16 protein-coding genes are annotated in these 19,840 nt (G+C 66.6%); 12 read left to right on the top strand and 4 right to left on the bottom strand.

Features of this window, described 5'->3' with window-relative positions; genetic code table 11:
• Nucleotides 1-161 precede the first annotated feature (161 nt).
• Nucleotides 162-2,054 carry a penicillin-binding protein 2 gene (mrdA, locus tag KVG96_RS06095; RefSeq protein ID WP_217891221.1) on the top strand — a complete coding sequence of 631 codons (1,893 nt, stop codon included), beginning with the start codon at nt 162-164 and terminating at the stop codon, nt 2,052-2,054.
• An 11-nt stretch (nt 2,055-2,065) separates the two neighbouring features.
• Here mrdA and KVG96_RS06100 read toward each other — a convergent pair whose 3' ends face one another.
• The gene (locus KVG96_RS06100) at nt 2,066-3,025 is read right to left on the bottom strand and encodes a LysR family transcriptional regulator (protein WP_217891222.1); all 960 of its coding nucleotides are present in this window, start codon (nt 3,023-3,025) and stop codon (nt 2,066-2,068) included.
• 155 nt (nt 3,026-3,180) lie between these two features.
• Between KVG96_RS06100 and KVG96_RS06105 the strand changes: the two genes are divergently transcribed.
• Genes KVG96_RS06105 through KVG96_RS06115 form a run of 3 tightly spaced genes read left to right on the top strand, consistent with a single transcriptional unit; the run spans nt 3,181 to nt 6,184 of the window.
• On the top strand, nt 3,181-4,482 hold the full coding sequence (locus KVG96_RS06105; RefSeq protein WP_217891223.1) for an MFS transporter: 1,302 nt from the start codon (nt 3,181-3,183) through the stop codon (nt 4,480-4,482).
• Nucleotides 4,483-4,490: 8 nt separating this feature from the next.
• Nucleotides 4,491-5,246: a class II aldolase/adducin family protein gene (locus tag KVG96_RS06110; RefSeq protein WP_217892446.1), complete on the top strand. Its 756-nt coding sequence runs from the start codon at nt 4,491-4,493 to the stop codon at nt 5,244-5,246.
• A gap of 8 nt (nt 5,247-5,254) precedes the next feature.
• Nucleotides 5,255-6,184 carry a 2-hydroxyacid dehydrogenase gene (locus tag KVG96_RS06115; protein WP_217891224.1) on the top strand — a complete coding sequence of 310 codons (930 nt, stop codon included), beginning with the start codon at nt 5,255-5,257 and terminating at the stop codon, nt 6,182-6,184.
• On the opposite strand, the gene KVG96_RS06120 is transcribed toward KVG96_RS06115, so the two are convergent.
• Nucleotides 6,178-7,113 carry a LysR family transcriptional regulator gene (locus KVG96_RS06120; RefSeq protein WP_217891225.1) on the bottom strand — a complete coding sequence of 312 codons (936 nt, stop codon included), beginning with the start codon at nt 7,111-7,113 and terminating at the stop codon, nt 6,178-6,180. The genes KVG96_RS06115 and KVG96_RS06120 overlap by 7 nt on opposite strands.
• Nucleotides 7,114-7,274: 161 nt before the next feature.
• Between KVG96_RS06120 and KVG96_RS06125 the strand changes: the two genes are divergently transcribed.
• The 7 genes from KVG96_RS06125 (at nt 7,275) to qhpG (ending at nt 16,876) form a co-directional block, all read left to right on the top strand.
• The gene (locus KVG96_RS06125) at nt 7,275-8,585 is read left to right on the top strand and encodes an MFS transporter (protein WP_217891226.1); all 1,311 of its coding nucleotides are present in this window, start codon (nt 7,275-7,277) and stop codon (nt 8,583-8,585) included.
• Nucleotides 8,586-8,605: 20 nt separating this feature from the next.
• The gene (locus KVG96_RS06130; RefSeq protein ID WP_217891227.1) at nt 8,606-9,835 is read left to right on the top strand and encodes a Zn-dependent hydrolase; all 1,230 of its coding nucleotides are present in this window, start codon (nt 8,606-8,608) and stop codon (nt 9,833-9,835) included.
• A 226-nt stretch (nt 9,836-10,061) separates the two neighbouring features.
• Complete coding sequence (locus KVG96_RS06135) at nt 10,062-11,087, top strand: histone deacetylase family protein (protein WP_217891228.1); 1,026 nt, start codon at nt 10,062-10,064, stop codon at nt 11,085-11,087.
• A gap of 191 nt (nt 11,088-11,278) precedes the next feature.
• Nucleotides 11,279-13,183, top strand: a complete 1,905-nt coding sequence (locus KVG96_RS06140) for a sigma-54-dependent Fis family transcriptional regulator (RefSeq protein ID WP_217891229.1) — start codon at nt 11,279-11,281, stop codon at nt 13,181-13,183.
• The gene (locus KVG96_RS06145; RefSeq protein ID WP_217891230.1) at nt 13,183-14,907 is read left to right on the top strand and encodes an ABC transporter ATP-binding protein; all 1,725 of its coding nucleotides are present in this window, start codon (nt 13,183-13,185) and stop codon (nt 14,905-14,907) included. The genes KVG96_RS06140 and KVG96_RS06145 overlap by 1 nt, the downstream gene beginning before the upstream one ends.
• Entirely contained in the window at nt 14,904-15,581 is a 678-nt protein-coding gene (gene qhpE, locus KVG96_RS06150) for a subtilisin-like serine protease QhpE (protein WP_217891231.1), read from the top strand. The genes KVG96_RS06145 and qhpE overlap by 4 nt, the downstream gene beginning before the upstream one ends.
• Nucleotides 15,578-16,876: a flavin-dependent monooxygenase QhpG gene (gene qhpG, locus KVG96_RS06155; RefSeq protein ID WP_217891232.1), complete on the top strand. Its 1,299-nt coding sequence runs from the start codon at nt 15,578-15,580 to the stop codon at nt 16,874-16,876. Before qhpE ends, qhpG begins: the two co-directional genes overlap by 4 nt.
• A gap of 205 nt (nt 16,877-17,081) precedes the next feature.
• On the opposite strand, the gene KVG96_RS06160 is transcribed toward qhpG, so the two are convergent.
• Nucleotides 17,082-18,572 (bottom strand): aldehyde dehydrogenase family protein, encoded by a 1,491-nt coding sequence (locus KVG96_RS06160; protein WP_217891233.1) that lies wholly within the window; start codon nt 18,570-18,572, stop codon nt 17,082-17,084.
• Nucleotides 18,573-18,968: 396 nt separating this feature from the next.
• Between KVG96_RS06160 and KVG96_RS06165 the strand changes: the two genes are divergently transcribed.
• Nucleotides 18,969-19,169 carry a hypothetical protein gene (locus tag KVG96_RS06165; RefSeq protein WP_085584605.1) on the top strand — a complete coding sequence of 67 codons (201 nt, stop codon included), beginning with the start codon at nt 18,969-18,971 and terminating at the stop codon, nt 19,167-19,169.
• A 310-nt stretch (nt 19,170-19,479) separates the two neighbouring features.
• On the opposite strand, the gene KVG96_RS06170 is transcribed toward KVG96_RS06165, so the two are convergent.
• A complete protein-coding gene (locus KVG96_RS06170; protein WP_217891234.1) occupies nt 19,480-19,836 on the bottom strand; it encodes a hypothetical protein in 357 nt (118 codons plus the stop codon).
• Nucleotides 19,837-19,840 lie beyond the last annotated feature (4 nt).

The raw sequence follows: 19,840 nt of genomic DNA on the forward strand, positions 1-19,840 counted from the left end.
GGAAAGTTCCTGCACGCCTCCAACCGTCGCACCGGCACCACCGTTGAAGGAATTCCTTCTGAAGTGAGCCGGCAGTTTTTGGTATGGTGCAGCTCGTTTTTTAACGGACTGATGTCACGCCCATGGATCGGCGCTCATTTTGTCAAAGAGTGGCTGCAGAAATGCCCGAACCCATTCCAATCAAGGATCACGAAAAAGAGACGCGCCTGGTCAACAAACGGCTGATCGCCTGCGCGCTGTTTGTTTTCGCGATCAGTTGCGCACTGGTGGTGCGCCTGTACATCCTGCAAGTGGTGGAATTCGACTACCACTCCACCATTTCGGAAAACAACCGCGTACACGTCTTGCCGATCCCGCCGACCCGTGGCCTGATCTATGACCGCAACGGCGTACTGCTGGCCGACAACCGCCCTAGCTACAACTTGACCATCACCCGGGAACGCGCCACCAACGTCAGCCAGGAGCTGGACGAGGTCATCGAGCTCCTGCACCTCCCCGCCGAAGACCGTACGGTGTTCGACAAGGCCATGAAGCAGTCACGCCATCCGTTCACGCCGGTGACGCTGTTCTACGAGCTCACAGAGGAACAGATCGCCGTTCTGGCGGTGAACGAGTTCCGCTTGCCGGGCCTGGATGTCGAGCCGCAGTTCGTCCGTCACTATCCGCTGGGTGCGCACTTTGCCCATTCCATCGGCTACGTCGGCCGAATCAACGAAAAAGAATCCAAGACCCTCGATTCCGTGGAGTACCGCGGCACCCAGTCCATCGGCAAGACCGGCATCGAGCGTTTCTACGAAGCGCAATTGCATGGGCATGTGGGTTACGAGGAAGTGGAAACCAACGCCCAGGGCCGTGTCCTGCGTGTGCTCAAACACACCGATCCGGTGCCGGGCAAGAACATCGTCCTGAGTCTGGACGTCAAGCTCCAGGAAGCCGCCGAAGCCGCCCTGGGGGATCGGCGCGGTTCGGTGGTGGCGCTGGATCCGGCCACCGGTGAGGTGCTGGCCATGGTCAGCAACCCCAGCTTCGACCCGAACCTGTTCGTCACCGGCATCAGCTCCAAGGAGTATTCGGCGCTGCGCGACTCCATCGACCGGCCGCTGTTCAACCGTGTGCTGCGGGGCCTCTATGCGCCGGGGTCGACCATCAAGCCGGAAGTGGCCATCGCCGGGCTCGATGCCGGCATCGTGACGCCGCAGACCCGGGTCTTTGATCCCGGTTACTACCAACTGCCTGACTACGATCACAAGTACCGCAACTGGAACCACAGCGGCGACGGCTGGGTGGACATGGATGCCGCGATCATGCGCTCCAACGACACTTACTTCTACGACCTGGCGCACAAGCTCGGCATCGACCGCCTGCACGATTACATGGCGATGTTCGGCCTTGGCGAAAAGGTCTCGCTGGACATGTTCGAAGAGTCGCCGGGCCTGATGCCTTCCCAGGCGTGGAAGCGCGCTACCCGCCGTCAGGCCTGGTTCCCGGGTGAGACGGTGATTCTCGGCATCGGCCAGGGCTACATGCAGGTCACGCCGTTGCAACTGGCACAGGCCACGGCGCTGATCGCCAACAAAGGCGTGTGGAACCGTCCGCACCTGGCCAAGACGGTCGACGGGGTCGCACCGGTGGACGAGCACCCGATGCCGAACATCCGGCTCAAGGATCCGCGGGACTGGGAGCAGGTCAACCACGGCATGCAAATGGTGATGCACGATCCCCGCGGCATCGCCCGTGCGGCGGCGGCCGGCGCGCAGTACCGCATCGCCGGCAAGAGCGGCACGGCGCAAGTGGTGGCGATCAAGCAGGGCGAGCGCTACAACCGCGAGAAGACCCTGGAGCGTCACCGCGACAACGCCTTGTTCGTCGGCTTCGCCCCGGCGGAGCATCCGCAGATCGTGATCTCAGTGATGATCGAGAACGGCGAGGCGGGCGGCCGGGTCGCAGGTCCCGTCGTGCGGGAGATCATGGATGCCTGGCTGCTCGATCAGGACGGCCACCTCAAGCCGCAGTACGCCGCGCCGACCAAACCCCAGGGCGACCCTCACGTTTGATCCGAAGCAGCTTACAGCACAGGCTCACGCAGGCTGAGCATGTGCTGGAAGCTGTCGAGGAATACGGTCTCGGCCTGGGTCATCTTCTGCTCGCGGTTCCACAGCAACTGGATGTCGAAATCCACCACCCCGTCTTCCGGCGGCAAGCGCCAGAGCAGACCTTGCTCGACGTCTCGCCGCACCAAATGAACGGGCAGGCAGCCAATGCCGAATCCTGCGCAGATCAGGCGATAAATCTCTTCGAAACTCGTGGATGAGGCCACGATCTTGCCAGTGAACCCCTGCTGGTCACGAAACAGCGTCAGGGGGGAAAGATTGCCGCCGAGCTGGTCGCTGGTGAAGCTGACGAAGTTTTCCGCCGCAAGCTGCTGAAGGGTCAGATTCTCCTGTCCGAACAGTCGATGCCGCTGTCCGCAAAAGTACGCATAGCGCTCGCGGAACAGCACCCGCTGCTCCAATCGAGGCTGCGGCAGACGACAGAGTCCGACGCCCACCGTGGCGGTTTTCTGCAGCAGCGAACTGATGATGTCCGAGCTGCCCATGACTTCCACTTCCAGCTCGATTTTCGGGTGGGTTTCATGGAAATCGGCGAGGAAGTCGTCGTAATGCCGCGCCTGCACACCGCTGACGGTGAGGATGCGGATCTTGCCGACCACATCGTCGTGGCGATTCTCCACCACCGTCCCCAACCGTGAAATGTCGCCGTAGATGTCGGCAGCGATGCGCAGGACTTCTTCCCCGGTCTCCGTCAGGTCGAACCGCCGCCCGCTGCGGGCGATCAACACGCAATCCAGTTGTTCTTCGAGCCGTTTAAGCGCCTGGCTGACCGCCGACTGGGTGATGTGCAGCCGGGCGGCGGCGCGGCTCATGCTGCCTTCCTGGCCGATCACCAGGTAGGTGCGCAGCAGGTTCCAGTCGAGACGGTCGTTGAGAAAGCGGCGGCCCGCCCACGGGGTGGAAGTCGGCGTCATGGGCGCTCCATGTAGTAGTAGGGCTAATAGTAAAGATAAGTTTTTGAAAATTGACTAATCCTTTCACGGAAGCGATAAAGCCCACAAGCGCCACAGAGCGCCACCGTCAGCCGCTTCGACACCTGCCCAAAACTATAAATACACAGGGTTCTTGCATGCACACCACCGCTCAGCCGCGCCGTGCCGCCGCCGCTGCCTTCATCGGCACGACCATCGAGTTCTACGATTTCTACATCTACGCCACGGCCGCCGCCCTGGTGCTCGGACAGGTGTTCTTCCCCAGCGGCGATCCGGTGACCAGCACGCTCGCCGCATTCGGCAGCTTCGCCGTCGGCTTCATCGCCCGGCCCATGGCCGGCATGGTGTTCGGCCATCTGGGCGACCGCCTCGGACGCAAGAAAATGCTCTTGGTGACCATGGCCCTGATGGGGCTGGCCACCACCGGCATCGGCCTGTTGCCGAGCTATGCCAGCGTCGGTATCTGGGCGCCCGTGGGCCTGATCGTGCTTCGCCTCATCCAGGGCATTTCCGTGGGCGGCGAATGGGGCGGGGCGGTATTGATGGCCAGTGAGCACGCACCGGCCAAGCGCAAGACGTTCTATGCCTCGTTCGCGCAACTGGGCAGCCCCGCCGGATTGCTGCTGGCGTTGATCGCATTCCGCCTGGTGACGTCGCTGGAGCCGGAGGACTTTCTGGCCTGGGGCTGGCGCCTGCCGTTCCTGGCCAGCGGTGCGCTGATGACGGTCGGGCTGATGATCCGCTCCGGCGTGCACGAGTCGCCGGAGTTCGCCAAGGCCAAAGCCAGCAACCAGACCGCCCGTCACCCGGTGAAGGATGTGATCCGTCAGTGCTGGCGGCAGATCCTGTTCGCGGCCGCCGCCGTCACCATCGGTTCGGCCGGGTTCTTCTTCACCAACACCTTCATGATCACGTACGTCACCCAGTATCAGGGCATCCCGAGGGCGACGATTCTCGATTGCCTGTTTTTGGTGACGGTCATTCAGTTGCTGTCGCAGCCGCTGTCCGCGCTGCTGGCCGAGCGCATCGGCGAGGGCCGCTTCCTGACGCGGGTCGCGTTGCTGTGCATGGTCACGCCGTACCCGATGTTCCTGCTGGTCGGCACGCAGGACATCGTGCTGATGACCCTCGGCATCGCCGTGGCGGTGGTGATCCTGTCGGCGCTGTACGCGGTGGTCGCCGGGTACATGACCCAGGCGTTCCCGGTTCATTTGCGCTATTCGGGGATTTCCGTCGCCTATCAGCTGAGCTGCGCCGTCGCCGGCGGCACCACGCCGCTGATCGGCACGCTGCTGGCCAGTAAGTTCTCCGGGCAGTGGCTGCCGCTGGCGGTGTTCTTCACGCTGCTGTCGGCCCTGTCCCTGATCGGCGTCTGCGGCCTCGCCCGGCTGCGCGCCAATCCCGCCGTCCTTCCTTCCAGCCAAGAGGTGTATTCGTGAGTGCTCTTATAAACAGAACGGCCCAAACCGACCCGGTCGAATGGCAGGCACGCTGCGAACTGGCCGCGCTGTATCGCCTGATCGCGCACTTTCGCATGACCGACCTGATCGACACCCACATCACCCTGCGCATTCCGGGGCCGGAGCATCATTTCCTGATCAACCGCTACGGGGTGATCTTCGACCGCATGCGCGCCTCCGATCTGGTGCGCATCGACCAGGACGGCCGCATCGTCGCCCCCGCGTACGCCGGGCACCGGGTCAACGCCGCCGGCTTCGTCATCCATTCGGCGATCCACATGGCGCGCCCGGACCTGAACTGCGTGATCCACACCCACACCGCCGCCGGCATGGCGGTGGCGGCGCAGAAGCACGGGTTGCTGCCGATCAGCCAGCACGCGCTGAAGTTCTACGGAAAACTGGCTTACCACACCTACGAAGGCATCGCGTTGTCGCTGGACGAGCGTGAGCGTCTGATTGCCGATCTCGGCCCGCACCGGGCGATGATCCTGCGCAACCACGGGTTGCTGGTGGGCGGCTCCGGCGTGGCCCAGGCATTTCAGGAAATCCACTTTCTGGAGCGCGCCTGCCAGGCCCAGGTGCAGGCCCTGGCCGGTGGCTCGGAGCTGCACTTCCCGTCGCCGGAGGTCTGCGCCCACACCGCCGAGCAGTTCGACCGCGACGAGCAGGACAACATCATCGACCTGGCCTGGGAGGCCGCGTTGACCCTGATCGAGTCCCAGCGCGAGTCCTACGCATCTTGAGCACTGACATGAACACCGTCGCGCTGCTGTCCCGCGACACGCTGCTGCTCGCGCAATTGCAGGACGCTTTCGCCCGCCGAGCGCCGCACTTGTCGGCGGTGCTGGCCGAAGATCCGCAGGCGGTCCAGGCGCAGGTGGCGGCGTGCTGGTTCCCGTTGCCGGGCAGTCTGGGCGCGTTGCCGAACCTGCAGGTGATCCATTCGGTGGCCGCCGGCATCGATCACTTGGCCCACGACCCGTCGTGCCCGGAGCTGCCGGTGTGTCGGGTGGTCGATCCCGGCCACCGCCAAGGCATGACTGAGTACGTGCGCTGGGCGGTGATTCACTTTCACCGAGGGTTCGACCGCGTGCTCGGCCATCAGGCGGATCGACACTGGGAGCGCCCGCCGCAATGCCCGGCGAACCGGTTCAGGGTCGGGGTGATGGGGCTCGGCTCGCTGGGCAGCGCGATTGCGCAGGACCTGGCCGGCGCCGGTTACGACGTGCGCGGCTGGGCCCGCAGCGCCAAGGCGTTGCCCGGCGTGCAGACGTTCGCCGGCGCCGGGGCCTTCGACCCGTTCCTCGATGGGGTGGAGCTGCTGGTCAACCTGCTGCCGCTGACGGCCGAAACCCGGGGTATCCTCAACCGTCGCACGTTCGAACGCCTGGCCGACGGCGCAGCGTTGGTCAACGTCGGGCGCGGTGCGCACCTGAACGCCGATGACCTGCAACAGGCGTTGGCCAGCGGAAAACTGCGCGGTGCGCTGCTCGATGTGTTCGAACGGGAGCCGCTGCCCGCCGACCATCCGCTGTGGACGACCCCCGGCGTCACGGTCACGCCGCACATGGCGTCGGCGGCGTCCCACGATTGCATCGCCGAGCAGATCGCCGAGAACGTCCGGCGCCTGAACGCCGGCGAGCCGCTGCTGAACAGCGCGGACCGCCTGTTGGGTTACTGATCGGCCAGGCACGCCTGCAAGCGTTCGATGAACAGCGTTTCGGCGCGGCTCATGCGTTGCTCGCGGTTCCACAGCATGTGGATGTCGACGTCGGCGATCCCCTCGTGGGGCGGCAGGCGCCAGAGCAATCCGGCCCCGACGTCCGCCGCCACCACGTGTTCGGGCAGGCAGCCGATGCCGAACCCGGCGATCACCAGTCGCCGGACTTCCTCCAGGCTCGGCGAGGACGCGACGATGCGCCCGCTGAAGCCCTGCTGATCGCGGAAAATGGTCAGCGGCGAGAGCATCCCACCGATCTGGTCGCTGGTGAAACTGACGAAATTCTCGCGCTGCAGATCGCTTTGGCTGACGTCGTTCCGTCGGAACAGCGGGTGGTGCTTGCCGCAGAAGAATGCGTAGCGCTGGCGCAGGAACAGGCGCTGTTCCAGGCGCGGCTGCGCACGTCGGTTCAGGCTCAGGCCCAGGGTCGCGGTCTTCTCTTGCAGGGCGCTGACGATGTCCGAGCTGCGCATCACCTCCACCTCCAGATCCACGCGGGGGAACTGGCGGTGGAAGTCGGCGAGAAAATCGTCGAAACGCTCGGAAAAGATGCGGCTGATGATCAACAGCCGCACCTTGCCGATCACTTCGTCCGCCGGCTCACCCAGCAGGCTGCTGACCTGGGACACCTGTCCGTAGATTTCGCCGGCCAGCGCCAACAACTGTTCGCCGACCTCGGTGAGGGCGAAGCGCGGCCCTCGCCGGGCGATCAGTTGGCGGCCCAGTTGTTCTTCCAGACGCTTGAGGGCCTGGCTCACCGCCGGTTGGGTCAGGTGCAGGCGCGCGGCGGCGCGGCTGATGCTCAGTTCCTGGCCGATCACGCGGAAGGTGCGCAGCAGGTTCCAGTCGAGGCGGTCGTTGAGCAGGCGTTGCAGGTCGCGTTCGGCCATGGCGGCTCTCGATTATAAGGTGGCGTAATAATCGGAATAATAAATAGAAAATTGACTGATCATAGCCCCGGGACGATAAATCACTCCACGCCAGGCGCCAGCAGAGCGCCACGACTTGCCGTTCAACTCCTGCCAGAAAAATAACCAAAGGAGCCCGACCCATGAAGCCCCACGCTTCGAACCAGCCGCGCCGTGCGGCGGCCGCCGCCTTCATCGGCACGATGATCGAGTGGTACGACTTTTACATCTACGCCACGGCCGCCGCGCTGGTGTTCGGCGCCTTGTTCTTCCCCTCCGGCGATCCGCTGTTCAGCACCATGGCCGCCTTCGGCACGTTCGCGGTGGGTTTCTTCGCCCGGCCCCTGGGCGGGATCGTGTTCGGCCACATCGGCGATCGCATCGGGCGCAAGAAATCGCTGGTCATCACGCTGCTGATGATGGGCGTGCTCACCGTGTGCATCGGCCTGCTGCCGACCTATGCGCAGATCGGCGCGACCGCGCCGGTGCTGCTGATCCTGCTGCGCGTCGTCCAGGGCATCGCCGTCGGCGGCGAGTGGGGCGGGGCGGTGCTGATGGCCGGCGAGCATGCGCCGAAGGGCCGGCGCAATTTCTTCGCGTCGTTTGCGCAGTTGGGCAGTCCGGCGGGGCTGATTCTGTCGTTGCTGGCGTTCAGCGCCGTGACCCGGCTGCCGGAAGAGGACCTGATGAGCTGGGGCTGGCGGGTGCCGTTCCTGGCCAGCGCGTTGTTGCTGGTGGTCGGTCTGGCCATTCGCCTGGGGGTGAACGAGTCGCCGGAGTTCCTCGCCGTCCGTGAGCAGGCCCGGCAACAGGCCCGCAAGGAACAGGCGCCGGTGATGGAGGTACTGCGCACCGCGTGGCGTCCGCTGCTGCTGTGCATCGGTGCCAACACCCTGGGCATCGCCGGGGTGTATTTCACCAACACCTTCATGATCGCCTACACCACCCAGCAACTGGCGCTGCCGCGCTCGCTGATCCTGGAGTGCCTGTTCTTCGTCGCGATCATCCAGTTCTGCATCCAGCCGTTGGCGGCGAGGATGGCCGAAAAGATCGGTGCGACGCGGTTCCTGTGCCTTGTCTCACTGCTGGCGATGGCGTCGCCGTACCCGATGTTCGTGCTGGTCAGTTCGGCCCAGGCGCCTTTGATCATCCTCGGCATCGCCCTGGCGGTGGTGTGCATGGCCTCGTTCTATGCGGTGATCGCCGGTTACGTCAGCGGCATGTTCGAGACCCGAGTGCGCTACACCGCGATCTCGTTGGCCTATCAGGTCTGCGGCGCGCTGGCCGGCGGCCTGACGCCGCTGATCGGCACGATGCTGGCGCACCGGTTCACCGGCCAGTGGTGGCCGATGGCGGTGTTCTACAGCCTGATCGCTGCCGTTTCGCTGGTCTGCGTGCTGTCCCTGGCGCGCCGTCACGCCCATGCCCACCGCGCGGAAACGGTCCGCGCCTGATGACTGTTCTGGAGAGTTTCATGCTGAAGATCAACGGTGAACGCCTGTGGGCGAGCCTGATGGCCATGGCCGAAATCGGTGCGACGGCCCGGGGCGGCAGCTGCCGGCTGGCGCTGAGCGACGAGGACAAGGCCGGTCGCGAACTGTTCGCCCACTGGTGCCGCGACGCGGGCATGACCGTGAGCGTCGATGCCATCGGCAACCTGTTCGCCCGCCGCCCCGGCACCGACCCGGACGCTGCGCCTGTGATGATGGGCAGCCACCTCGACACCCAGCCTGAGGGTGGACGCTTCGATGGCGTCTATGGGGTGCTCGCCGGGCTGGAAGTGGTGCGCCGCCTCGATGACCTGCGCATCAAGACCCGCAAACCCTTGGAGGTGGCGGTGTGGACCAACGAGGAGGGCGCCCGGTTCACTCCGGCGATGTTCGGCTCGGCGGTGTTCACCGGCCTCATGGATCTGGACGCCGCGCTGGCCGTGCGCGACGCCGATGGCATCAGCGTCGCTCAGGCCTTGCAGCGCTCCGGTTACGCCGGGAGCCGTCCGTTGGGCGGCAAGGTCGATGCCTATTTCGAGGCGCACATCGAGCAGGGCCCGATCCTCGAGGACAACGCCAAGAGCATCGGCGTGGTGACGGGCGGCCAGGCGATCCGTTGGCTCGACGTGCGGGTGGAAGGCATGGCCGCCCATGCCGGCACCACGCCGATGGCGCTGCGCAAGGATGCCTTGTACGGCGTGGCGCGGATGATCCAGGCCATCGAAGGGCTGGCGGCGGATTTCGCGCCCCAGGGCCTGACCACCGTGGGCGAGCTGTCCATCAGCAAGTCGTCGCGCAACACCATTCCGGGCTTGGTGAACTTCACCGTCGATCTGCGCCATCACCGCGACGATGCCATCGCGGCGATGGAAGAGCAGGTGCGCGCACGCTTGCAGGCGATCGCCGACGGGCGGGGCCTGACCCTCACCGTCACGCCGCACTGGATCAGCCCGGCCACGCCGTTCGACGCCGGGTGCGTGGCGGCGGTGCAGGAGGCCGTCGACGCGCTGGGCTACGCTCAACAACCGATCGTCAGCGGCGCCGGCCATGACGCGATCCACCTGGCCCGACATTGCCCGACGGCAATGGTGTTCATCCCGTGCGTCGGCGGCTTGAGCCACAACGAGGCCGAAGACGTGCTGCCCGACGACGTGCGCCAGGGCACCGATGTGTTGCTCAACGCCGTGCTGGCCCGTGCCGGTCGGGCTGACTGAGTAGCGCCCTGAGCGACGTCTTCGCAGGCAAGCCCGCTCCCACAGGAACCGCGTACGCCAAACAGGACGGTGTAGCAAACAAAACTGTGGGAGCCAGCCTGCTGGCGATAGGGCCCGCTCAGACACCCCTCATTTCGATGACACACCGCTATCGCCAGCAGGCTGGTTCCCACAGAGGATTGCAGCCGACTGCATGCCTTACGCGGACAGACAGGACATTCACCCCATGCGCAGTTTTTTCCACCCCGAACAATTGCTCCACCATCCTCGCAGCTACTACTCCCGCGGGCAGATGCGCACGCCCCAGGAAGTCCCCGAGCGCGCGCAGCGGCTGGTTCAGGCCGCCCACGGTCTGGGCTTTGCCGTCGAGGCACCGGTCGATGCCGGCCTCGCGCCGTTGCTGGCGGTGCACGGCGCACCCTATCTGGCCTTCTTGCAGGAAGCCCATGCGCGCTGGAAAGAGGTCCCCGAAGACTGGGGCGACGAAGTGATGTCGAACATCTTCGTGCGTGAGCCCAACGCCTTGCGCGGCGTCCTCGCCCAGGCCGCGCGATACCTGGCCGACGGCAGTTGCCCGGTCGGCGAACAGACGTGGCGTTCGGCCTACTGGTCGGCGCAGTGCGCGGTGGCCGGGGCCCGGGCGTTGATCGACGGCGAGCCGGCGGCCTACGCCCTGTGCCGCCCGCCGGGCCACCATGCCCGCGCCGAAGCGGCGGGGGGCTTCTGCTACGTGAACAACGCGGCGGTGGCGGCGCAGGTGCTGCGCGGCGCCTTCGGAAAGGTCGCGGTGCTCGACACTGACATGCACCATGGCCAGGGCATCCAGGAAATCTTCTACGACCGCGATGACGTGCTCTACGTCTCGGTGCACGGCGACCCGACCAACTTCTATCCGGGCGTGGCCGGGTTCGCCGACGAGCGCGGCGTCGGCGCGGGGGAGGGCTTCAACCTCAACCTGCCGATGGCCCACGGGGCGAGCGAGGCGGATTTCCTCGCTCAACTGGATGTGGCGCTGGCGGCGGTGCGCGGGTTCGGGGCGCAGGCGCTGGTGCTGTCGCTTGGGTTCGACATCTATGAGTTCGACCCCCAGAGCAAGGTGGCGGTGACCCGCGAAGGGTTCGCCGCGCTGGGCGAGCGCATCCGCAGCCTGGGCTTGCCTTGCCTGATCGTGCAGGAGGGTGGGTATCACCTGGAGAGCCTGGAGGACAATGCGCGGGCGTTCTTTGTGAATGCCCAGGTGTGGCAGCGTTGAGTCTTTCGTCGCCCGAAAGATCGCCATCGCGGGCAAGCCCGCTCCCACAGGGTTTTGCGGTGTCCGCCGCTTTTGCATTCACCTGCCGCAACCCAGGCGCCATAAGGCTATTGCCATCGTCCTGACGTTAACGTAAACATTGGCGCCAGGACGCTTGAAAAAGCGCAAAGCGGACCGCTCCGGAGCGCTTGATGACTCTAATAAAAAACACGGGGCCCAAGCCCCACCCCGAAGCCCGGCTGGCCCGGGAGCGCCTGCACCTGGAGGGGCAAGTCCCCGACGGCGTGCTGCGTGCCGAGATCGACGCCTCGTGGCGGCGCAGCCTGAGCCACGGCGTGCACTTCAACGCCAAGCATGACCTGGCGCTGGCCTGCGGCGCGAGTCTGGACGTGCTGCTGGCGGGCAACCGCTTGCTGATCGACGCCGCGACACCGGCCATCGACTACCTGGCCGAGCGCCAGGGCAAGGAAGGCCTGGTCATCCTCGCCAACGCCGACGCCACCATCCTGGCGGTCGAAGGCCGCGCCGACCGGCTCAAGGGCAGCGGCCTGCAGGACATCACCCTCGGCGCCTGCTGGAGCGAAGCGGCGCGCGGCACCAACGCCCTGGGCACGGCGCTGGTGGAAGCCCGGCCGACCCTGATCGACTGCGGCGAGCATTACCTGGACCGCCTCACCGATTTCTCCTGCACCTCGGTGCCGATCCGTTGCCCTCAAGGCGACATCCTCGGCGTCCTCGACCTGACCCGCGAAGGCCCGCTCGGCCGCGTGCACGACAGCACCGCGCTGCTGAGCCTGGCGGTGAGCCAGATCGAGAGCCGGGTGTTCCGCAACAGTTTTCCCGATCAGATCGTGCTGGCGTTCCACAGCCGCCGGCAGTACCTCGAATCGCCGTGGCAAGGGCTGCTGGCGGTCAGCCTCGGCGGGCAGATCCTGGCGGTCAGCGCCCAGGCTTGCCAACTGCTGGGGGCCGAACGCGGGGCGCTGGTGGGGCGGCGCTGCGAAGAGTTTCTCGGCGTCGATGGCGTGCAGTTGCTGAGCCGCCTGCAACAGGGCGGGGTCGGCAGCGTGCAGACCGCCAAGGGCGAATTCTTCTACAGAACCCTGCGTGCCCCGGCCCGTTCGGTCAACCTCGGCGGCCCGCCGCGCAGCGTGGCGAAAGCCGCCAAGCCGCAACCGGACCTGGACGCCCTGGCCGGGGGCAACGCCCGCTACGCCCGCACCCTGCGCATGGCCCGCCAGGGCCTGGCCAATGAGTTGCCGGTGCTGTTGCTGGGCGAAACCGGCACCGGCAAGGAAGTGGTCGCCCGTGCCCTGCACATGGCCGGCAGCCGTTGCGACAAGCCGTTCGTCGCAGTCAACTGCGCGGCCATCCCCGAAGGGCTGATCGAATCGGAACTGTTCGGCTACCGCGAGGGCGCGTTCACCGGTTCGCGCCGGGGGGGCATGGTCGGGCGGCTGCAGCAGGCCCACGGCGGCACGCTGTTCCTCGACGAGATCGGCGACATGCCGCTGGCCTTGCAGGCGCGGCTGCTGAGGGTGCTGCAGGACCGCAAGGTGGCGCCGCTGGGCGCCGGGGAAGAGCAAGACATCGACGTGGCGCTGATCTGCGCCACCCACCGCGACCTCAAGCGCCAGGTCGAGGACAAGCAATTTCGCGAGGACCTGTTCTACCGGGTCAACGGCATCAGCGTGAAGCTGCCGGCCCTGCGCGAGCGCGATGACTTCGGCGCGCTGGTCGTCCGCCTGCTGGGCAAGCTCGATGCGCCGCACGCGGTGCTGCACGATGAGCTGAACCGGCTGCTCGCCGCCTATCACTGGCCCGGCAACATCCGTCAGTTGGAAATGGTGTTGCGCACCGCGCTGGCCATGCGCGAGCCGGGCGAAACCGTGCTGACCCTCGATCACCTGCCCGACAGCCTGCTGGACGAACTGACCGACACCGACAAGCCCCAGGCCGGCAGCCTGCGCGAGAATGAGCTGGACCTGATCCGCCAATCCCTCGACACCCACCAGGGCAATGTCTCGGCCGCCGCCGACGCCCTGGGCATCAGCCGCGCGACCCTGTACCGCAAACTCAAACAGTTGCGCCCGTGATGCAGCGCCTGATCGTGCGCCTGATCGACAGCCAGAACCCTGCCGCGCTGCACGCGGCGCTGCGTTGGCTGTACGGTTTCGTGCGGCCGCAGCGCTGGGCGATTGCCGGCCTGCTGGCCCTGTCGGTGTGCGCGTCGCTGCTGGTGCTGGTGCAGCCGTGGCTGGTCAAGCTGCTGATCGACGACGGCCTGCTGGCGCGCAACTTCCCGGTGCTGGTGCTGATCGCGGTGCTGATGATCGTCGCCGGGCTGCTCGGCACGGCCCTGTCGGGGATCAACCGCTACCTGCACACGCGGCTGTCCGGGCGGATCCTGTTCGCCCTGCGCGACGACCTCTACCGGCATTTGCAGACCCTGTCGCCGGGCTTCTACGGCCAGCGGCGCATCGGCGACCTGATGTCGCGCCTGGACGGCGACGTGGCGGAGATCCAGCGTTTTGCCGTGGACTCGCTGTTCTCGGCGGTGTCGAGCGTGATCGGGCTGGTGGCGGCCATCGCCATGCTGCTGACGCTGTCGTGGAAGCTCTCGCTGCTGGCGCTGGTGCTGATTCCGCTCGACGTCGTGTGGCTGCGCTGGATGCGGCGCAAGGTCGAGCGCGATGTGCGGCACTTGCGCGAGCGTTCGGCGGACATGTCGTCGTTCATGGTCGAGACCTTGCCGGTGATGAAGTTCATCCAGTCCGCCGGACAGCAGCAGCGCGAGGCGCGGCGCTTGGAAACCCTGGGGCAGGGCTACATGAACCAGTTGCTGCGCCTGCAGGTCACCGAGTTCTTCACCCAGGCGGTGCCGGGGACGTTGACCTCGCTGTCCCGGGCCTGCGCGTTCCTGATCGGTGGCTATTGGGTGGTGCAGGGCACTTGGCAACTGGGTGCGCTGATCGCGTTTTCCACCTATCTGGGCATGGCTGTCGGACCGGTGCAGAGCCTGCTGGGGCTGTACGTGGCGATCCAGCGCATGACCGTCAGCCTCGGCCGGGTCATGGAACTGCGCGGCGAAGCGCCGACCGTGCGCTCGCCGGACGCGCCGCAACCGCTGCCGGCCTCGGGCGAACTGCGCTTCGAGCAGGTGCACTTCAGCCATCCGGGGCGGGCCAGCACCTTGCGCGGGATCGAGGCGACGATTCCTTCCGGGGTGAAGGTGGCCTTGAGCGGCGCGTCCGGTGTCGGCAAATCCACGCTGATCGATCTGTTGCAGCGCCACCACGATCCGCAGTCCGGGCGGGTGCTGTTCGGCGGGGTGGATCTGCGTGAACTGGACCTGTTCGCGTTGCGCCGGCGCATCGCCGTGGTCAGTCAGGACATCGTGCTGTTTCGCGGCAGCCTGGCGGACAACCTGGCCTACGCGGTGCCGGACGCCGGCCGCGAGGCGGTGGCCGAGGTGGCGCGGCTGGCGCAGCTCGACGGCTTGGTGGACGCGCTGCCCGAAGGCCTCGACAGCCCGTTGGGCGAGCGCGGCCAGCAATTGTCCGGCGGCCAGAAACAACGGATCGCCATCGCCCGGGCGCTGTTGCAGGATCCGCAGATCCTGGTGCTCGACGAGGCCACCTCGGCGGTGGACGAAACCACCGAGCGCGAGGTGATCGAGTCCATCGACCGCCTGTTTGCCGGCCGCACGCGGATCCTGATCAGCCACCGGCCTTCGACGCTGGCGGATGCCGATCTGCGCTTCGAGCTGATCGACGGCGTCCTGGTGTGCAAGACCTGTCTTGAGAACGGTGCGGCATGAAGCCTGAGTTGCGGATCGGTGTGGTGGACAGCGGGCATTCGGCGCCGCAGCAGGACCGGGTGCTGGTCGGGCAGCGCTTTGCGCTGGCGGACGAGGGCCTGATGCAATCGGCGCTGCAGGGCGATCCCTTGGGCCACGGCACCGCGGTGTTCGACGCCATCAGCCGCCGCGCCCCGGCGGCGCGGATGTGCGTGGCGCAGGTGTTCGACCGGCGCGGCGTCACCAGTGCCTTGCAGATCGCCGCGGCGATCGACTGGCTGGTGGCCCGGGACGTGCGCCTGATCAACCTGAGCCTCGGCCTGCGCCAGGACCGCAGCCTGTTGCGCGAAGCCTGTGCGGCGGCGGTGGCGCGTGGGGTGCTGGTCTGCGCGTCGAGCCCGGCCCAGGGCGCGGCGGTGTTTCCGGCCAGCTACCCGCAGGTGCTGCGGGTGACCGGCGACGCCCGCTGCACCGACGGGCAATGGTCGTGGCTCGACAGCGCGCAGGCGGATTTCGCCGCGTGCGTGCACGGCACGCATCCGGGCCAGTCCGGCGCCAGCCTCGGGTGCGCGGCGTTGAGCGGGCACATCGGCGCCTTTCTGTCGGCTCATCCCGAGGCGAGCAACGGCCAGGTGCTCGACTGGCTGCGGGCCAACGCCTGCTATCGCGGTCCTGAGCGGCGGCTCGGCCCATGACCGCACGCATCCTGATCCTGGGTGCGGGGCCGGCCGGTGCGGCGGTGGCGCTGGGGCTGCGGCGCTTGGGCCATGGGGTGACGCTGGTCAGCGAATGGCGGCGGTTCGCGGCGCTGGAAGGTGTGTCGCAGCGGGTGCTGGAAGCCTTGCGCGGCGCGGGCCTGAATCGGGCGCTGGCGGAGGCGACTCTGCCGTCTCAACGGCAGGTGATCTGGAACGGCCAGCGGCATGCGCAGAACATCGAATGCCTGCTGGATCGCCCGTCCTTCGACCGGGGGTTGCGCGAAGACCTGCGCCTGGCCGGTGTCGAGGTGATCGAAGGGCGTGTGCTGAACGTGCAGCCTTCAGCGGACGGCCATCGGGTCGAACTGGACGGTGGTCGGGCACTGGCGGCGGACTTTCTGGTGGAGGCCCGCGGACGCCAGGCGCCGGCGTCCGGCAGGGGCGTGCGCGGGCCGGAGACGGTCAGCCTGCTCAATCGTTGGCAAGGGACGCCGGGCGCGACCGCCAGCGCCGTGGAAAGCCTGACGGACGGCTGGGCCTGGATGGCGCGGCGGGCCGACGGCCAGTGTTATTGGCAGTGGACGGTGGACGTGAACAGCGCGCAATTGCCGGCCAAGGCGCAATTGCTGGAGCACTGCCGCGAGCGTCGGCGCAGGTCGGAACTGGCGCAGGCATTCTTCGGCGACGATGCCGAGGCGGACCTTCAACTGCATGCCCGCAGCAGCACGGCGATCCTGGCGCGGCAGGTGTGCGGCGAGCGCTGGATCCGCGTCGGCGATGCGGCGATGGCGGTGGATCCGTTGTCCGGCAACGGGATTTTCCAGTCGTTGTCCTCGGCGTTGCAGGCGCCGGCGGTGATCAACACGCTGCTGCGCAAACCGGAACGGGCGGCGCTGGCGCAGCGCTTCCACCGGCAGCGGGTGGAGCAATTGTTCTTGCGCTTCGCGCGCATCGGCCGGGATTTCTATGCCGACGAGCGGCGCTGGGCGGACCGGCCGTTCTGGCAGGCGCGACGGCAGTGGCCGGATGCCGGGGAAGCTCACGTGGCGGCGGATTTCACCGCGTTGCGGATCGAGCGGATGCCGGTGCTGCACGACGGGTTTGTCGATGAGGCCGAAGTGGTGATCACGCCGGATCAGCCCTTGGGGATCTGGCATGTGCACGGGGTGGCGGTGGCGGCGCTGGTGCGGCGGCTGCGCACCGAGCCGGCGCAGCAGGTGCTGGCCGACATGACGGCGGAGCAGGGGCGGGCGGTGCGCGGGTGGCTGCTGGCCCAAGGGTTCAAGCCGTGAGCCGTGTGTCGGCAGGCCGGGCCTCTTCGCGGGCAAGCCCGCTCCCACAGGGATTTCAGGTGAATGCAGAGTCCGGGATCACAGCTGAAACCTGTGGGAGCGGGCTTGCCCGCGAAGGCGGCACATCCAGCTCCGATGTGCCAGACAGGCTGCCATCGCTGGCAGCTGCGCACCGACGAAGAGGCCCTTGAAGGCACCCTAAACCTTACAGTTTGATCAACACCGACTTCAGCTCGGTGTAATGCTCGATCGCCGCATGGCCCATTTCCCGCCCGACCCCGGACATCTTGTAGCCGCCGAACGGCAGCGCCGGATCCAGCGCGCTGTGGCAGTTGACCCACACCGAACCTGACTTGATCCGCGGAATCATCCGGTGCACCGCCGCCAGGTCGTTCGACCAGATGCTGGCGCCCAGGCCATACGGACTGTCGTTGGCCAGGCGCAACGCGTCGGCTTCGTCATCGAACGGTATCGCCACCAGCACCGGGCCGAAGATTTCCTCCTGCACCAGCGGGTGTTTCTGATCGACGTCGACGATCACCGTCGGCTTGACGAAGAACCCCGGCCCGAACTGTTCGCCGCCGCAGGCGATGGTCGCGCCGCTGTCCCGGCCCGTTTCGATGTAGCGGTAGACCCGCTCCTGCTGGCGCGCGGAGATCAGCGGGCCCATCTCCACGCTCGGGTCGAGGCCGTTGCCCAGTTTCATGGCGTTGGCGATGTCGCTGATGTCGGCCACCACGTTGTCGAAATGCTTGCGCTGCACATACAGGCGCGAACCTGCGCAGCAGACCTGGCCCTGATTGAAGAAGATCGCGCTGGCCGCGCCGGCGGCTGCGGTCTTCAGGTCGGCGTCGGCCATGACGAGGGTCGGCGACTTGCCGCCCAGCTCCAGGGTGACGCGGGTCATCGAGTCCATGGCGATCTTGCCGATCTGCTTGCCCACGGCGGTGGAGCCGGTGAAGGTCAGCTTGTCGACCAGCGGGTTGTGGGTCAGGGCGGAGCCTGCGGTGACGCCGGTGCCGGTGACCACGTTGAACACGCCTTGCGGATAACCGGCCTCCAGCACCAGCTCCGCCAGTTTCAGGGCGGTCAGCGGGGTTTCGTCGGCGGGCTTGAGCACCACGGTGCAGCCGGTGGCCAGGGCCGGGCCGAGCTTCCAGCAGGCCAGCAGCAGCGGGAAGTTCCAGGCGACGATGGCGCCGACCACGCCCACCGCCTCGCGGCGGATGAAACTGTGGAACTGGTCGCCGGGCATCAACGGCAGCGACACATCGACGCTGGTGCCTTCGATCTTGGTCGCCCAACCGGCCATGTAGCGCAGGAAGTCGATGGCCAACTGCACGTCCATCACCTGCGCCACCGCCGCGCTCTTGCCGTTGTTCAGGCATTCCAGCTGGGCCAGCAGTTCGGCGTCGCGCTGCATCAGATCGGCGAGTTTCCACAACAGGTTCTGCCGCTCCCGGGGGCGGGCGCGGCTCCAGGCCGAATCGTCGAAGGCCTGCCGGGCGGCCAGCACGGCGCGGTCGACGTCCTCCGGCGTGGCCCGGGGCACCACGCACAGCACCTCGCCGGTGGCCGGGTTGTGCAGGGGCATGGTCTGGCCGTCGGCGGCCTCGGTCCAGTCGCCGCCGATCAGCATGCGCGGCGGACGCTGGATGAAGGCCGAGGTGGCAGGAAGCAGATACGGCAGGGGCATGGCGAGAACCTCTTGTTGTTCGATGGGATCGGGAGGGGGGCTTTCGCAAGGGCAGTCGCAATGGCCGTGCCAAGGGCTGAAAGCGGGCCAGGCCGTGCACTGGCTGGGAGCCGGACGGGCGAGGAGGAGGGGATTTGTCGCAAAACGCGACAGTCGGTGAGATGCCGGATACGGGGTCGCCGCCGTTCAGGCTGGGCCGGAACCCGCTGGGCGTGATCGGTGGAGGGCGCGATTGTGTGTCCGAGTGTTGAATCCGGCTGGTGGATTCATGGGGCCGACGCTACCTTTCGTCTCCATGAACGTATCGCAGGCGGCATGGGGGGGCGGATTCCCGATTGCCGTCATGCGGTGAACCCTGCCACGGAGTTGGCGGGAGAATGTCTGGCAAGGATGTCGATGAACAACAAAACCATTCGATGGATGACCAACCTGCTGTTGTGCATCGGTACGGGATTCATGGTGACGGGGGCCGCGGCTTTGTTGATCGGCGACGTGGTCGAGGCTGAAGAGGTTCGTACGGGGGCCTCGATGGCTGTCGTCAGCTTCTTTGTGATCGTTGCGTCTTATGTGGTCGCGGTACTTGAGGAGGATTTATGACGGTTCTGATCTTGTCCTTGTGGTCGCTGGGCATTCTTTTGCTGATCGCCTTTGCGGTCTACAGGGATCTGCGTATGTCCCCATCGGCCAACCGGAGGCAGCGCGAAAGAGACAGAAAGCAGGCAAGCGGGGCGGCTCCGGCAGAGCAAGGGCTCGCCTGTCGAGAGCCGGGCGCACGGTACGAAGTACATCCAGACAAGCCTGTTCGCTAGCGCCTGGCAAGGATCGAACGCGCCCGGAACGGGTGAAGGCCGATTCCGGGCAGGCACGGCGAAGGACATTCAGGTGCCGGAGAACGCTTGCTTTCGGATCAGCAGGCGACCCGACGGGAAATTTCCTGGTAGGTGTCGCTGTCGGCAGCGATCAGCAGGCGGCGCCGATCCTTGAGGGTCGCCAGGAACGTCACTTCGGTCTCGTGGCCTGCAAGCATGAACCCGGCGATGGCGCCGATGGGCCCCAGCAGCATCGCCCCGGCCACGCCGTAGCCGATGGCGTCCTTGATGTTGCTGATCGACTCCTCGTTGGCGACTTCGAGGGTCTTGATCGATGAGAGCGGGAGGGTAAGGCCCGGCCATGGGTGCAACGTTGTCCTGAGCGTAAGGCTTCCGTCCCTGTACACGCCGTCACCTTGCAGAAAGTCCCCCGCCAGGACCGTGATGTTTGCCATGACG

The organism is Pseudomonas ekonensis (assembly GCF_019145435.1).
In the GTDB taxonomy this organism is placed as follows: Bacteria; Pseudomonadota; Gammaproteobacteria; order Pseudomonadales; family Pseudomonadaceae; genus Aquipseudomonas; species Aquipseudomonas ekonensis.